Source organism: Acinetobacter sp. YH12105 (genome assembly GCF_013419095.1).
In the GTDB taxonomy this organism is placed as follows: domain Bacteria; phylum Pseudomonadota; class Gammaproteobacteria; order Pseudomonadales; family Moraxellaceae; genus Acinetobacter; species Acinetobacter pseudolwoffii.
Window position 1 is genome coordinate 17,649 of the sequence record NZ_VPAU01000013.1, and the last position, 14,436, is coordinate 32,084.

Consider the following 14,436-nt stretch of genomic DNA (forward strand, 5'->3'; position numbering starts at 1 on the left):
AAGATACAATTTTGTACTTATTTCGACAGACCATTTGGGTAACTCAAGTCATGCATCTGTTGCAGCCGCAAACAGAAGTGAATGTTTCATCACTCGTTAGCACAATTCCAAGCCTTGATTCTGACAGTTCAACACAACAAGTGCAACTCTCACCATGGACGAATTTATCGTCAGAAGCGCAGCAGGTGGACTGGCTCATCTTACACTTTAATCACTGGTTTTCCCATTTAAATGTGACTTTAGTCCGTGGCGAATTTGAACCTGAATATTTTCCTGCCGATGCCGATACTCCTGCCCGGATTCAGTTTGCACATGGTTTCTTTAATAGTGCCTTGCATGAAATCAGCCATTGGACGATTGCCGGGGATAAACGCCGGGAACTTCCGGATCTTGGCTACTGGTATGCCCCAGATGGGCGTACAGCCGAGCAACAAGCGCTGTTTGAACAGGTGGAAATTAAACCGCAGGCAATCGAGTGGATGTTTGCCCAGGCCTTTGGGCGTAAATTCAGGGTGTCGCTGGATAACCTGACTGGTGACGGTGGTGACGGAACCCGCTTTAAAGATCATGTCTATGCACAAGTGCAGGCTTATTTTCGTGGTGAGGCAAAATTGCCACGGGATGCACAACGCTTTATTCAAGGTATCTGTGCCTGTAGCAGAGGTGGCAAAAGTTTACAATCTAATGAATTTATACGTGAAATGCTTGATTAAATTACACAAATCTACCTTTTTGGTGATTGCCAGACGCTGCCTGAGCGCCACATAATAAGCCATCAGCCCAAGCTTGGAGTAGCCTCTATGCTGCATTTACGCGTACACCCCGATAACCCGCAACCGCGCTTAATCAGTCAGGCGGTAGAACGAATCCGTGCTGGCGATGTGGTGGTCTATCCCACGGATGCTGCCTATGCGATTGGTTGCCAGATTGGGAATAAAAGTGCCATGGAACGCATTGCACAGATTCGCGGACTTGGCCCAAAACATCAATATGCAATTTTGTGCTGTGATTTATCCGATATTGCCACCTATGCCAAAGTGGACAATGCCATGTATCGCTTACTCAAAAACAATACACCAGCAGTCACCACTTTTATTTTACCGGCCACCAGTGAAGTGCCGAAACGCTTGATGCATCCCAAAAAGAAAACCATTGGCCTGCGCATTCCGAGCAATCCGGTGTGTCAGATGCTGCTCAAAGAACTGGGTGAGCCTCTCTTGACCTCCACCCTGATTTTGCCGGACCAGACCGATCCGCTGGATGATCCTTTTGAGATTGAAATGCAATTGGGCAAACGCATTGATGTGTTTATCGATAGCGGTTTAGGTACATTAAGCACCACCTCGATTATTGATTTATCTGGTGATCATCCAGAAATTATTCGTCGTGGCGTGGGTGATGTCAGCGCATTTGAATAAAGAGTGCCATCTTATTTCCAGCCGACTGTAGGAGTCAGTCTATGGATTTATTTTATATCCTGCTGAATCAGCATGAATTCTCTGCCCAACATTGTATCTATGCAGAACTGCCTTGGACACTTCAATCCAGGGCCATCATGATCGAAGCATATCCTTCGCCCAGTCCCACTCTAAACATTGATGCTACTGAATATCAGTTTTTCATGAATTTGGCTTTGCTTCGACAGCTATTACAGATCTATTCAAGCCAGAACCTATGCCTGGCAGAGACTTGCCAACGTATGATTGAGTTTGCACTGAGTGAATATCCTTCCTCACCGCGCTGAAGTTCTTAGCACTCAGATAGGTATTAATCATATCGCAGGATACTAAAACATGGATATGGTCATAGCTTCCACCCGTAACACATTGACTCTTTGCCCCGCTTATCTGGCTGTTTTTTTGGGGCCTTCTTTTAAATTGCAGATAAATTCCATTATTTTTTCAAGTTTTTATGCCTTTGACTCCTTATTTAATTTATTTAGAGTTACTTTTCCAGTACAATGACGGCACTTAATTCTATGCTTTTTCTTTCGATGAGATACCGAAGATTAAGCCTTTGCATGCCTTTGAAAATTCGCGTGGCCTATAATTGTAATGACTCAAATTATCCATAACACAATGGAATCTGCTCCGCACATTCGGGTTCTGGATGAATGGCAGGATACTATTCCAGAGGATCTGTATATTCCTCCCGCCGCATTTGAAATCTTGTTAGAACATTTTGAAGGCCCACTCGACTTTTTAATTTACCTGATTCAAAAAAACGGTTTTGACCTGTTGCAAGTCGATATCGCGCCGATTGCAGCGCAATATTTATCCTATATGGATGCAATGAAATCCCTGAATATTGAGCTGACCGCAGATTATATGGTGATGGCTGCTTTATTGGCAGATCTCAAATCGCGTCTGTTATTGCCTAAACCGAAAAGCCTGTCTGCGATTGAGCAAGATCCAAAACAAGAACTGATCGACCGTTTAGAAAATTATTTAAGAATTAAACGGGCAGCAGAACGTCTGGGGCAAATGCCTATTCTGGAGCGTGATACATTCCTGACCCATGTCAGTCTGGGCGACGTTCAGCAGAATAATGAAGGCTATTCGATCGATTTACTGCGTGATGCCTTGTTGTGTATTTTTAACCGTCCTGAACCGGTGATTCATCAGGTGCAACAGGAACCGGTACTGCTCGAAGAACGGATTGCCTATATTGAAAGCTGTCTGGAATCTGGCGAAGTCTTATCTTTTGCCGATTTACTCAAACCGAGTCAGGGACGCATGGGCATGGTGGTGACCTTTATGGCAGTGCTGGAGCTGACCCGGCAACAAAGAATTCAGATTATTGCTACAGGTATTGAAGCCCCGCTCGCAGTTCAAGGAGCCAGTCAATGACACTAGAGCCAAATACGCTGTTTTCTGCAGAAGATCATCTGCATGAGGTGTTGATGCAACTTGAGGCGATTATTTTCGCCAGCGACTCTGCGGTTTCACTGGCGCGTCTGAAAGAGGCTTTTCAGGATCGCTATAGCAAACAGGAATTACGTCAGTATTTACAACAACTTTCCATGTTAATGCATGGCCGTTCGATTGAACTGATTGAAACAGCACAAGGTTATCGTTTTCAAGTGCGTGCAAAATATCGTAATATTATTGCACAGACCTGGCCTGAGCGACCAACTCGCTTGTCGCCAGCCTTACTTGAAACACTTGCAGTGATTGCTTATCACCAGCCGGTGACCCGAGCCGATATTGAACAAATTCGTGGTGTGACGAATAACAGTCAGATTTTGCGTACGCTGTTTGACTGGAACTGGATTAAAGAATCCGGATTTCGTGAACTCCCTGGAAGACCTGCGTTGTTAATGACAACGCCACAATTTTTAAATGCGTTTGGCTTGAATTCTTTAGGCCAATTGCCTCCCCTGCAGGATGCCAAGGAAGCTTTTATGGCCCTCGATGCAAATGCACCGAAGTCATAAATAGGTGAACTGTTGATAATTATTTCTAAGGTTATGCTGTCATGAGTGAAAAATTGCAAAAGGTGCTTGCACGCGTTGGTTTGGGTTCTCGCCGTTATATGGAAGAAGTCATTGCCGCGGGTCGTGTAAGCGTCAATGGGCAAATTGCCCAAGTGGGTGAACGAATCGAACCAGGTGATGAGCTTCGCATCGATGGTCGTAAAGTTGCATTTCAGATTGAAGACGAAATTCGTCGTCGTGTGATTATCTATTATAAGCCTGAAGGCGAAATCTGCTCACGTAGCGATCCTGAAAACCGCCCGACCGTGTTTGAACAGTTGCCTGCGATTCCGGGCGATCGCTGGGTGATGGTCGGCCGTCTGGATATTAACTCGACCGGTCTGTTACTGTTCACCAATGATGGCGAACTTGCCAACCGCTTGATGCATCCATCCAATGAAATCGAACGTGAATACGCAGTTCGTGTCATGGGTGAAGTGACACCACAAATCAAAAACACCATGCTTAAAGGCGTGGTATTAGATGACGGCCCAGCAAAATTCGAATCGTTCTCTGAACTCGGCGGTGATGGTATTAACCGTTGGTTCCAGGTCGTAGTAAAAGAAGGGCGTAACCGTGAAGTACGTCGTATCTTCGAATCACAAGGTCTGAAAGTGAGCCGTCTGCTGCGTACCCGCTACGGTACTGTGATTCTGCCACGCGAACTGCGTACCGGTCGCTGGATTGAACTGGATAAAAACGATATCGACAACCTGACCAAAGCTGTGGAACTGAAACCACGTCAAGGTACAGGCCTGTTTGGTATGGCGAAACGTCGTAACGAGCGTATGCAGGATAAACCGATGGCTGCACGCCGTGGCGGTTTCTTGCGTCAGCAACGTCGTGACAGTGATGAACAACAACCACAGAATAACCCTGGCCGCGAGCGTCGTGATGACAATGCCTATGGTCGTCGTGACAGAAATGAAAACCAAAATGGTACGCAGTTCGTTCGTCGTGACAACCGTGATGGCAATACTCAATTTCCTCGCCGCGAAACTCGTCCCGATCAAGCTTTTGGTCGCCGTGAAGAACGTGATGAAAATGCGCCGCGTCGTCCATACGGTGTCAATAAAGGCTTTAAAAAGTTTTAATTGATATAAACAAAAAAAGTCAGGCAATTGCCTGACTTTTTTATGCATTATGTATCAGGCACTTTGTGGAATCCCTTGTGGAATGGCACTGAGTAAACGCTTGGTATATTCATGCTGTGGTGACTGATACAATTCATCTGAATTGGCAATTTCCACCAGTTCCCCATGATTCATCACCATGATCTGATCTGAAATATACTTCACCACCGATAAATCATGTGAAATGAAAATATAACTGAGTCCAAATTCATCCTGCAAATCTTGCAGTAAATTCAAGACCTGCGCCTGTACTGAAACATCCAGCGCCGAGACCGACTCATCACAGATCAAAATTTCAGGCTTCAAAGTCAGACAACGTGCAATTGCAATACGCTGACGCTGACCACCGGAAAACTCATGCGGATAGCGATAAAAAGCCTGAGCAGGCAAGCTGACCCGCTCCAACAGATCCAAAGCCATTTGCTTGCGCTCTGCATCATCCTGACCAATTTTATGAATCTGCATCGGTTCCATCAGGATTTGCCCCACGGTAAAACGCGGATTTAAAGAGGCATAAGGATTCTGGAAAATGATCTGGATTTTACGTTGATACTGGTTAAATTCCTTTTCAGACATGGCCAAAATGTCTCGCCCCTGAAACAGCGCTTTACCGCCTGTTGCCTGTTGTAAACGCATCAACAACAAGCCAATGGTGGTTTTGCCCGAACCGGATTCTCCGACCAGCCCCAAGGTTTTACCTTTGGCCAGCTGAAAAGAAACTCCTTTCACCGCCTGAAATTCATCTTTGCCAAACAGACCTTTGCGGCTATAAAAAGATTTTTTCAGATCACGTACATCCAGAATAATTTCTTCTCCGCCCTTGAGTCCGCGTGAGCGTTGCGGAAGTTGAGTATTCAGGTGGATATCGTCCAGCCAGGTTGAACCATCCTGTTTCATAAAATCACTGATCATTGGCAAACGTAACGGACGTTGCGACAATTGTGGACGGCAATGCAATAAAGCCCGGGTATACATATCCTGAGGTCGATCCAGTACGTCCTGAACCAAACCCTGTTCACGAATTTCACCATGTCGCATCACAATCACCTGATCGGCAATTTCCCCCACCAAAGCCAGATCATGAGTAATGAACAGCATCGACATCTGACGGCGCTGACGCAGAGATTCCAGCAAGTCCAGAATCTGCTTTTGAATGGTGACATCCAGGGCTGTGGTCGGTTCATCCGCAATCAACAGCTTGGGTTCACAGGCAATGGCCATGGCAATCATGACCCGCTGCTGCTGCCCCCCCGAAAGCTGCCCCGGATAAGCATCGATTTTAGTTTCAGGTGCAGGAATACCCACTTCTTTGAGCAATTCCAGAGTACGTTGCCGCGCCTGTTTTTTATTCATACCCAAATGGAGTTGCAGGATTTCTGCAATCTGCATGCCTACCGTAAATACCGGATTGAGCGAGGACATCGGCTCCTGAAAAATCATGGCAATATCTTTACCACACATCTGGCGCATGTCACGGGTTTTGAGCTTAAGCAGATTTTTCCCTTCAAAGATAATCCGGCTGTCTTCGGAAATACGCGCGCTTTCCGTCGGGAGCAAGCCCATGGTCGCCAGTGAAGTAACCGACTTGCCACTTCCCGACTCTCCCACCAATGCCACCGTAGTATTGGCCGGAATTTCAAAAGAAACCCCTTTCACGGTTTCGATATATTGTTTATTTTCACCTTTAAAACTGACACGCAGATTTTCCACGCGAAGTAACGCAGGTGCTGCGCTTGGATTGATTTCAGACATGGTTGCGCTCCTATTTCAGTTTCGGATCTAATGCATCACGGAGTGCATCGGTAAACATCGAGAAAGCCGTCACCAGTATCGCCATGGCAATCGAGGCTGCGGCCAATTGCCACCATTTTCCTAAAATCAGCTCGCTTTGCGCTTCATTCAGCATGCTTCCCCAAGACACTACTCCGATTGGCACGCCAAAACCAAGGAAGCTGAGAATCACTTCAGATTTGATAAAAGCCACCACCAGAATGGACATTTGTACCAAGGCAATATGACTGACATTTGGAAAAATATGTACAAACATACGCCGTAAATTACTCACCCCAATCGCCTTGGCAGCCAGTACATATTCACGCGCCGTATGTTTCATGTACTCGGCACGAACCAGACGGAATACTCCCGTCCAGCCGGTCAGACCTAAAATCAGGATGATTGATAAAATCCCTTTCTGTTGTAACACCGCAGCAATTGCCAGAACCAGCAGTAAATAAGGAATTGAAGTAAAGACATTATAAAACCAGTTAAGGAGATCATCGACCCAGCCACCAAAATAACCGGCAAGTGCACCAAGTACGGTGCCAATGATCACAGCGACCAAAGCCGCAACCAGTCCGACCAGAATCGAGGTTTCCGCACCTTTAATGGTTTTCTGTAAAACATCCTGTCCCCATTTATCCGCACCAAAGATCAGACTCTGTTTTAATTCGCTGTCCTGATCCATCAGCTGACCACCGAGCTGCTGGTTAATGACGTGCATGTCTTCTGCCAGCGGATCTGTTACACCATAATAATCGATGCTGCCCCCCATACTTTGCTCTGCAGCAATTTCAGCATTGAGTTCTGCAATCACCTCTTTTAAAGGATCGACTGGATTGACCGGTAAAACGACCGATTCTGCTTCCTGTTCTTCACCGGAAACAGCCGGCACCGGCGCTGCACTGATAAAACTTGGCGGTGCATAACTGACCGCCACTTCTTTATTCCAGTCCTTGGCAATAAAACCGCTCATGGAAAGCAAAAGTAGCAGCAGATAAAACAGCACCACCAATAAGGAGAACATGGCAATCCGGTCACGTTTCAAACGGCGCATGGCCAGTTGCCATAATCCTGTCGAAGTAGACTCAGGCACGGCTTGAGCGTGTTGCTCTTTTTTAAATATCGCACTCAGCATAATTCACCTACTTCAACTGTACGCGTGGATCGACCCATTTATAGATCAGATCGGCAATCAGGTTGAATATCATGGTCGCAGCGGCAACATAGACCGTAATCGCTTTAATCACCGGGAAATCCGAACGCTCTACGGCAATAATCACTTCACGACCAATCCCCGGAATACCGAAAAAACGCTCAATCAGGAAAGCACCGATCAGCAGTGCCGGAAGCCCCGCCATCACATCGGTAATAATCGGAATCGAGGCATTGCGTAGCACATGCACGCCCAGAATCCGGCTCTCGCCCAGACCTTTGGCCCGTGCAGTACGCACATAGTCCTGATTGACTTCATCCAGTACGAAACTGCGGTACAGACGTAAGGTCGGGGCAATACTCACCACCAGCATAATCAGTACAGGCAATAAGGCGTATTTGAAAAGATTGTCAGCGAAATTATCACTCCAGCCCTGCACCGGAAACCAGCTCAGCTCATAAGCGAGGAAATACTGGAACACGATGATGTACACCAGAATACTGATCGACATACCGATCGTACATAGCATCATGATCATGCGATCAGTCAAAGAACCACGAACTGAAGCCACACCCAAAGCCAGAATGATAGAAATAATAGTTTGCAGAATGGTCAGTGGAATCAGAATGGTCAGTGAGGGCCCCAAACGGGTGGTGATAATCTGTGCCACCGACTCTCCGGTACTCCAGCTCACCCCATAATCAAAGGTTAAAATCTGCTTGATAAAGATCCAGAGTTGTACGTAATACGGTTGATCCACACCCAGTTGCTGACGGATGTTCTCAATCTGTTCCGCATTGGCCATTTTACCGGCCAGAATATAGGCAGGGTCTCCACCTACCCAGTTAAACAGCAGGAATATCAGCAAAATCACCCCGAGCATGGTCGGGATCATTTGCCAAAGCCGTCGAATAATATATGCCAGCATCGCTTGCCTTCCTTAATTTTTTCCAGAGATTTCATTAAAGAAAGCTTTGCTGTCCGGATCACGACCCAAGAAGTCTTTCACCATTTGCTCGCCATGCTTTTGTCCACCTTGAGCCAGGACCGTATTGCGATAATGCGCACCGACTTTCTTGTCCATCAGCTGATCACCAAAGGAGGAAAGCATATCAAGGGCAATGACCTCAGACCACATATAGCTGTAGTAACCTGCCTGATAGCCGCCCATCAGATGCCCGAACTGTCCCGGGAACTGCTGACCGTTGACATAACCCAAGGCGGTTTTACCTTCCATATCCTGCCAGAGTTTTAAAGGCTCAATATTTTTTGCATCTTTACCATGCAGGGCCATATCATATTGGGCATATAAAGCCTGACGGGCGTAATGCAGGCCTCGGCCGTAATTCTTCACATTCTTTAAGCGCTCGGTCATGGCAGCATCCACTCGAGGACATGCCGGCTCACAGTAATCCGCTACTTTTGACAAGGTTTCCAGACGGCGTGCCCACTCTTCATACATCTGTGATGGTGCTTCTACAAAGTCACGCTCTACCGAGGTACCAGACTGTTCTGTATAGCGGGTTTTCGATAGAATCCCGTGCAAGGCATGACCCATTTCATGCACAAAGGTTTCTAGTTCATTGCTATTCAAGCCCTTACGGTTAAAATTGGTCACCAGTACCGATACCGGACGACGCTGATTCAGGGTACTGCCGCCATAAGCTCCCCAAACAGCTGCATGCCCATATTTGCCTTCACGCGGGTATTTATCGACATATAATCCGCCCAGGAATTCGCCCGTAGCCTTGTCATGTACCGCATAATATTCCACTTCATCATGCCAGGCCTTAACTTTCACCGGCTTGAACTCAATGCCATAGAGTTCCGAAGAAATAGCGAATAACCATTTTTGCGATGCTTCTGTCGGGAAATAATCCCGTAATTTTTCCTGGTCTACCTTGTATTTGGCCTGACGCAGTTTTTCACTCCAGTAACCCTGATTCCAACGTGTAATTTCTGCTTTCTCTACTGGAACTTTTAAAGTTTCAGCCTTGAACTGACGTAATTGTTCTACATCCTGCTTTTCTAGAGGTGCAACTTTGGCATAAACCTCATCCAGAAAACCGTTCACTGCTTCCGGAGTTTTGGCCATGCGGAATTCAAGCGCAGAATGGGCATAGCTTTCCTTGTCAAAAAGTTGTGCCATTTCATAACGTAGATCAATGGCCTTTTTCATGAATTGCAGGTTTTGTTCGGTCCCGCGACGCGTGTAAGCGGTCTGGTAGCGTTTGCGTGCTTCATCACTTTCTGCCAGCTCCATAAACGGCTGGTATTCCGGATAATCAAAGCCCAGCAAATAATTGCCCTTTTCATTTTTCTTTAAATTTGCGATGTAACTTTCTGGCAGGCCTTTCATTTCAGCTGGAGTAAATTCAACTTTTTCAGGGTTATCCCGCACATTTTTGGAAAAGTCCTGCCCCAGTTTAGTACTTTCTTCAATAATTTCTTTCAGTCGTTTCTGTTTTTCTGCACTGAGTTGTACCCCGGTGTTCTCAAACTGCTCCAGAATATCTTCTAAAAATTTCTGATCAATCGGATCACTGGCTTTCAGTTTCTTGAACTGGGCATACAGTTTCGGATTCTGATACAGGGTGGTCTGGTATTTGCTGATTTTAAGTTCACAGTCATCGGCTGCCTGACGCAATGCAGGATCCGGATCGACATTACTATATAGTCCTACTGCAGCACCGAAATCACGGGCTTTGGCATGCAACTCATCCCATTCGGCCAGATAAGGCCCTGCCTTGGCATTATCTTTAATTTTTTTATTTTCAAATATCTGGATATCTTTTTGCATGGAAGCCAGACTGGCATCACATAAAGATGGAATTTCTGCAGCCTTGAATAATGGCAGCAGCTGTACTTGGGTATCTGCCGCTACACCTTGATACCCCCCCATTATCATTAAACATAAGGTACTTAATTTTAAAGGCTTTAACTTCATATTCATCTCCAGATTTTTTCTTACTTTTTCGTATTAATATCGATATACATCCATTCTGAAGACAGAATCGGATGGGACTTATGTCCGATAATTTGGGGTTGGGTCAAGGCGTTACGGTAGCTGCTATAGAGCATCAGGGTCGGCATGTTAACTTCCAGAATCCGGGTCATTTTGCGGTAGAGCAGATCACGCTCCGGACCTGGTGGCATGCTCTGGGTTTGTTCGTACAGACGGTCAAATTCAGGATGTTTAAAGCAGGCATTGTTGGTGACATTGACATTCTTGCCATAGAACAGCTGCATAAAGTTGTCAGCATCCGGATAGTCGGCAATCCATGCAGAACTCTTGAACATGGTTTTACATTGCTTTTCCAGCTTGATACTTTCAGCAAATGGCATGGCCTTACTGGTCAGCTGAATATGGATACTGTCCAGGGTCTTTTTCCAGAATTCACCCTGCTGCTGGCCCCGACTGGTATTGTAAACAATCATTTCAATTACCAGAGGTTTACCTTCAGGCGTCTTCCGCCAGCCATCTGCACCGATCTTGTAGTTATAGCGGTCGAGCAACATATTGGCTGCCTTGACCGAATATGGCGTACTGCTTTTATAGGACGGTGAATAGCCTGCTACACCTGGGGGAATAGGCATGTGCAGTTTTGCACCATCTCCTTTGAGTAAAATACTGATCATGTTTTCTACAGAAAATGCCATTGCCATGGCTCGACGTAAGGCAATTTTTTCTGGCGCGAAACCACCCACGACCGGATTTTGCATATTCCAGTAATGGTAGCTAATGGAGGGCTCTAAAATACGTGACAGCTTCACCCCCTGCTGGGCCAGCTCAGGCTTTAATTTATCGCCATCGAGCGCCTGTACGACGATATCGCCCTCAATTTCGAGCAGGTCCAGTTCATTTTTCTTAAATGCCAGCATCCGGGATTGCGCTTCTTCAATAACACGCACATCAATAGTGCCAATTTGCGGCATTTTTTTGCCCTGCATGGCTTTTACAATGGCCTGATCTTCTGCACCACTGGCTTTAAAGTCCCAGACAAAACCACGATAAGCTGGATTTGGTTTTAAGATAATCCGTGAGCCTGGTGTCCAGCGGCTGAGCACGTAAGGACCAGTTCCTACTGGCCTATTCATGACCCAACCCGCCTTGTCTTTATATTTTTCAATCACTTCACGAGCTACTGCAGCGGCAGGCCCATGTGCCAGCAACATCGGAAAGTTCTGATCCGGATTATTCAGCTTTAATACCAAGGTATAGCGGTCTGGGGTCTGAATACCTTCAAACGGATTTTCATAGGCTTTGCCATTCTTTTTCCCTAAAGCCACCCATGTGTCCAAGCCTTTAATTCGGCCATCCAGCAACCAGCTGTTCGGTGAATGCAGCTTTGGGTCCAGTAGACGTTTCAAGCTATAAGCATAGTCATACGAGGTCAGTTCACGTTTTTTACCGCCAAAGACCGGATCATCGGCAAAGTAAATACCCTTTTTGATTTTGATGGTATAAGTCAGGCCATCCGCACTCACTTGAGGCAGACTGACTGCAGTCAATGGCACTAATTTTGCCGGTGAGGCCAGATAATCATAGGTATATAAGGTTTCGAAAATCGCCGAGTTAATCTTGGCCGAATAACGGTCATGGATATAGCCCGGATCAAAACCGGTTTCAGCTGCCAGAAATACTGTTTTTAAAACCTTATTCGGGTTGGCAGGATTGCTGGCCCATGTCGATGCACTCCCTGCCATCATCAAACCGGCCACTAACACCCCACTGGCCAGTTTTTTTAAAGTATTTTTATTCACATTCATACTGGTTCTTAATCTTCTCAAGTTATTTTTTAACAGGTTCAATATCCATATATTGCCAAACTGCTCTGGTCACCGGATGGGCTTTAAAGCCCTGTACATGCGGATGAATCAACCAGTTACGTATCCGGGTATTGTGCAGAATCCATGGATTATCGGCCTCCATCTGACGGTTCATCTGCTCATAATATGGCATCCGCTGCTGCGGCGGCAGTTTCATCGCGGTCTGGTACAACGCGTCATAGGCTTTTGAGGTATAGCAACTCAGGTTGCCTTGCTGCGCATTTGGCCCATACAGTAACTGGGCAAAGTTTTCCCCTTCCGGATAATCCGCAATCCAGGCTCCACCCCACATCATATGTTTGCATTGGGTGGCTTCTTTTAAATTGTCAGCAAAATTACTGACCTTGAACTCAATTCGTACCCCGATCGCATCCAGATTCTTTTTCCATAACTCTGCAGAAATCACCGAAGAGCTTGAGCTGGTCGAATTCATTTTTAGTATCAAAGGCTTTCCATCAGGCAAGGTTCGGTAACCATCAGCACCTTTCTTATAGCCAAAGCGGTCAAGCAGTTTATTGGCCAATAATGGGTTATAAGCAATACTGCTTTTATACTTCGGGTCATGTCCACCCACTCCCTCTGGCAAAATCATTTCAGCTTTATCGGCATGACCTTTGTACAACTGCTGGATAGCTTCTTTCTGGTTATAGGACAAGGCGAGAGCACGACGTAAGGCAATTTTTTCCAGTGAATTCCCACCAATTAACGGATCACGCATATTCATGATGGTATAGGTAATTTCCGGTTCTTTATTCGGATAATGCAGGATGCCTTTTTTCTTGTATTCGCTTTTCAGCTGCTTATTTTCCAGGGCCTGTTCGGCGCCGCTCGCAGTGAGTTTGTCATAGTCCAGTTGTCCAGACTTTAAAGCCAGCCAGCGAGACTGTTCCTCTTCAATAATACTGATTTTGATCTTGCCAATTTGCGGCATCTGCTTGCCTTGCATGGCTTTGACAATACGTTGATCCCATTCAGAACCATCACCCTTAAAGTTCCAGACAAAACCACGATAATTCGGGTTGGCAGTCAGTTCAATACGGCTACGCGGCACATATTTGTGTAATTGATACGCCCCTGTTCCAACCGGATGCTGACCTGCCCGATGACCATAATGTTCGATCGCTTCTCGTGCGGTACCACTAAAAGCCACATAGGCCAGAATATATGGAAAATTCAGGTCGGAACGGGTCAGGGTAATTTGTAAAGTATATTTGTCTAGTGCTTTTAAACCGGGAATAGCTGCATCGTAGTTGAACTTGCCAGTTTTTTTAGCCTGCTGGATGACCTGATCTGCCCCAAGGATTTTTCCCTCGATAAAAGAAAATGTCGGCGAATGATTTTTGGGATCCATGATCCTTTGCATGGAGTAGATATAATCACGCGCCACCAGTTCACGCTTCTTGCCCTTAAATGCCGGATCAGCACTAAAGTAAATTCCAGGCTTAATCTTGAAGGTATAGACTTTGCCCTCCTGCTCGATCTTGGGCAAGGCTTCCGCAGTGTTCGGGGTTAAAGTGGCGGGTCGTGCCAGATAGTCATAGCGTAATAAGGGTTCAAAAATCGCTTCAGCAATACTGCCACTATAAAAATTATAGGTCTTGACCATATCAAAACCGTCATCAGGCGCTTCAAATGCAATATTTAAAACTTTATCTGACTGCGCAGGCGATTTTGCCAAGACCGCCTCCCCCGATCCGATGGTCAGTGCTAAAACGGTCATCTTTAACATTGCTGATTTCAAAGTCATACCTATTTTTGTTTATTTAAGCTATTAAAATGAATAAGTTTTTATATGTATCTATCACTTTTTATCTGCTTCATGTTTTTTATTTTTCAACATTCAGCCTATATGATGAACCTAATCTTTCAAAGCTAAGCTAATTTCATGCCACTCTAGGCTTTAAGTAATAATTAAGTTCTTTGTACATCAAAAAACATATTTTTATTAATTATTTAAAATAATATTCATTTATAAAATCACTCAGATACAATTCGGAGTATTTGTTGCATTAATCCTACAATGACTTTCAATTTATTGCACAGAAATAATTCACTAGTGAGTCATT

At 45.6% G+C, this 14,436-nt stretch carries 12 protein-coding genes; 6 read left to right on the forward strand and 6 right to left on the reverse strand.

Annotated features, from left to right (window positions below; all coding sequences use genetic code 11):
- The first annotated feature begins 50 nt into the window (after positions 1-50).
- The 6 genes from FTU44_RS10280 (at position 51) to rluB (ending at position 4,569) form a co-directional block, all read left to right on the forward strand.
- On the forward strand, positions 51-713 hold the full coding sequence (locus tag FTU44_RS10280) for an elongation factor P hydroxylase (protein WP_180050653.1): 663 nt from the start codon (positions 51-53) through the stop codon (positions 711-713).
- An 87-nt stretch (positions 714-800) separates the two neighbouring features.
- The gene (locus FTU44_RS10285; RefSeq protein ID WP_005095982.1) at positions 801-1,418 is read left to right on the forward strand and encodes an L-threonylcarbamoyladenylate synthase; all 618 of its coding nucleotides are present in this window, start codon (positions 801-803) and stop codon (positions 1,416-1,418) included.
- Between the two features lie 41 nt (positions 1,419-1,459).
- Positions 1,460-1,744 carry a hypothetical protein gene (locus FTU44_RS10290; protein ID WP_180050566.1) on the forward strand — a complete coding sequence of 95 codons (285 nt, stop codon included), beginning with the start codon at positions 1,460-1,462 and terminating at the stop codon, positions 1,742-1,744.
- A gap of 310 nt (positions 1,745-2,054) precedes the next feature.
- Positions 2,055-2,849 (forward strand): ScpA family protein, encoded by a 795-nt coding sequence (locus FTU44_RS10295; RefSeq protein ID WP_180040302.1) that lies wholly within the window; start codon positions 2,055-2,057, stop codon positions 2,847-2,849.
- Positions 2,846-3,436, forward strand: coding sequence for an SMC-Scp complex subunit ScpB (scpB, locus tag FTU44_RS10300; RefSeq protein WP_005095975.1), 591 nt, complete (start codon positions 2,846-2,848; stop codon positions 3,434-3,436). Before FTU44_RS10295 ends, scpB begins: the two co-directional genes overlap by 4 nt.
- A 41-nt stretch (positions 3,437-3,477) precedes the next feature.
- Positions 3,478-4,569, forward strand: coding sequence for a 23S rRNA pseudouridine(2605) synthase RluB (gene rluB / locus FTU44_RS10305; RefSeq protein WP_074384125.1), 1,092 nt, complete (start codon positions 3,478-3,480; stop codon positions 4,567-4,569).
- A 54-nt stretch (positions 4,570-4,623) separates the two neighbouring features.
- Here rluB and FTU44_RS10310 read toward each other — a convergent pair whose 3' ends face one another.
- The 6 genes from FTU44_RS10310 to FTU44_RS10335 are packed head-to-tail and all read right to left on the reverse strand — an operon-like array spanning position 4,624 to position 14,090.
- Positions 4,624-6,360 (reverse strand): ABC transporter ATP-binding protein, encoded by a 1,737-nt coding sequence (locus FTU44_RS10310; RefSeq protein ID WP_180050568.1) that lies wholly within the window; start codon positions 6,358-6,360, stop codon positions 4,624-4,626.
- 10 nt (positions 6,361-6,370) lie between these two features.
- On the reverse strand, positions 6,371-7,522 hold the full coding sequence (locus FTU44_RS10315; protein ID WP_005172399.1) for an ABC transporter permease: 1,152 nt from the start codon (positions 7,520-7,522) through the stop codon (positions 6,371-6,373).
- A 7-nt stretch (positions 7,523-7,529) separates the two neighbouring features.
- Entirely contained in the window at positions 7,530-8,468 is a 939-nt protein-coding gene (locus tag FTU44_RS10320) for an ABC transporter permease (RefSeq protein ID WP_180050570.1), read from the reverse strand.
- A 12-nt stretch (positions 8,469-8,480) separates the two neighbouring features.
- Entirely contained in the window at positions 8,481-10,487 is a 2,007-nt protein-coding gene (locus FTU44_RS10325) for a M3 family metallopeptidase (RefSeq protein WP_064097001.1), read from the reverse strand.
- Between the two features lie 20 nt (positions 10,488-10,507).
- Positions 10,508-12,310 (reverse strand): ABC transporter substrate-binding protein, encoded by a 1,803-nt coding sequence (locus FTU44_RS10330; RefSeq protein ID WP_180050573.1) that lies wholly within the window; start codon positions 12,308-12,310, stop codon positions 10,508-10,510.
- Between the two features lie 22 nt (positions 12,311-12,332).
- Positions 12,333-14,090, reverse strand: coding sequence for an ABC transporter substrate-binding protein (locus tag FTU44_RS10335; protein WP_180050576.1), 1,758 nt, complete (start codon positions 14,088-14,090; stop codon positions 12,333-12,335).
- Between the last annotated feature and the right edge of the window lie 346 nt (positions 14,091-14,436).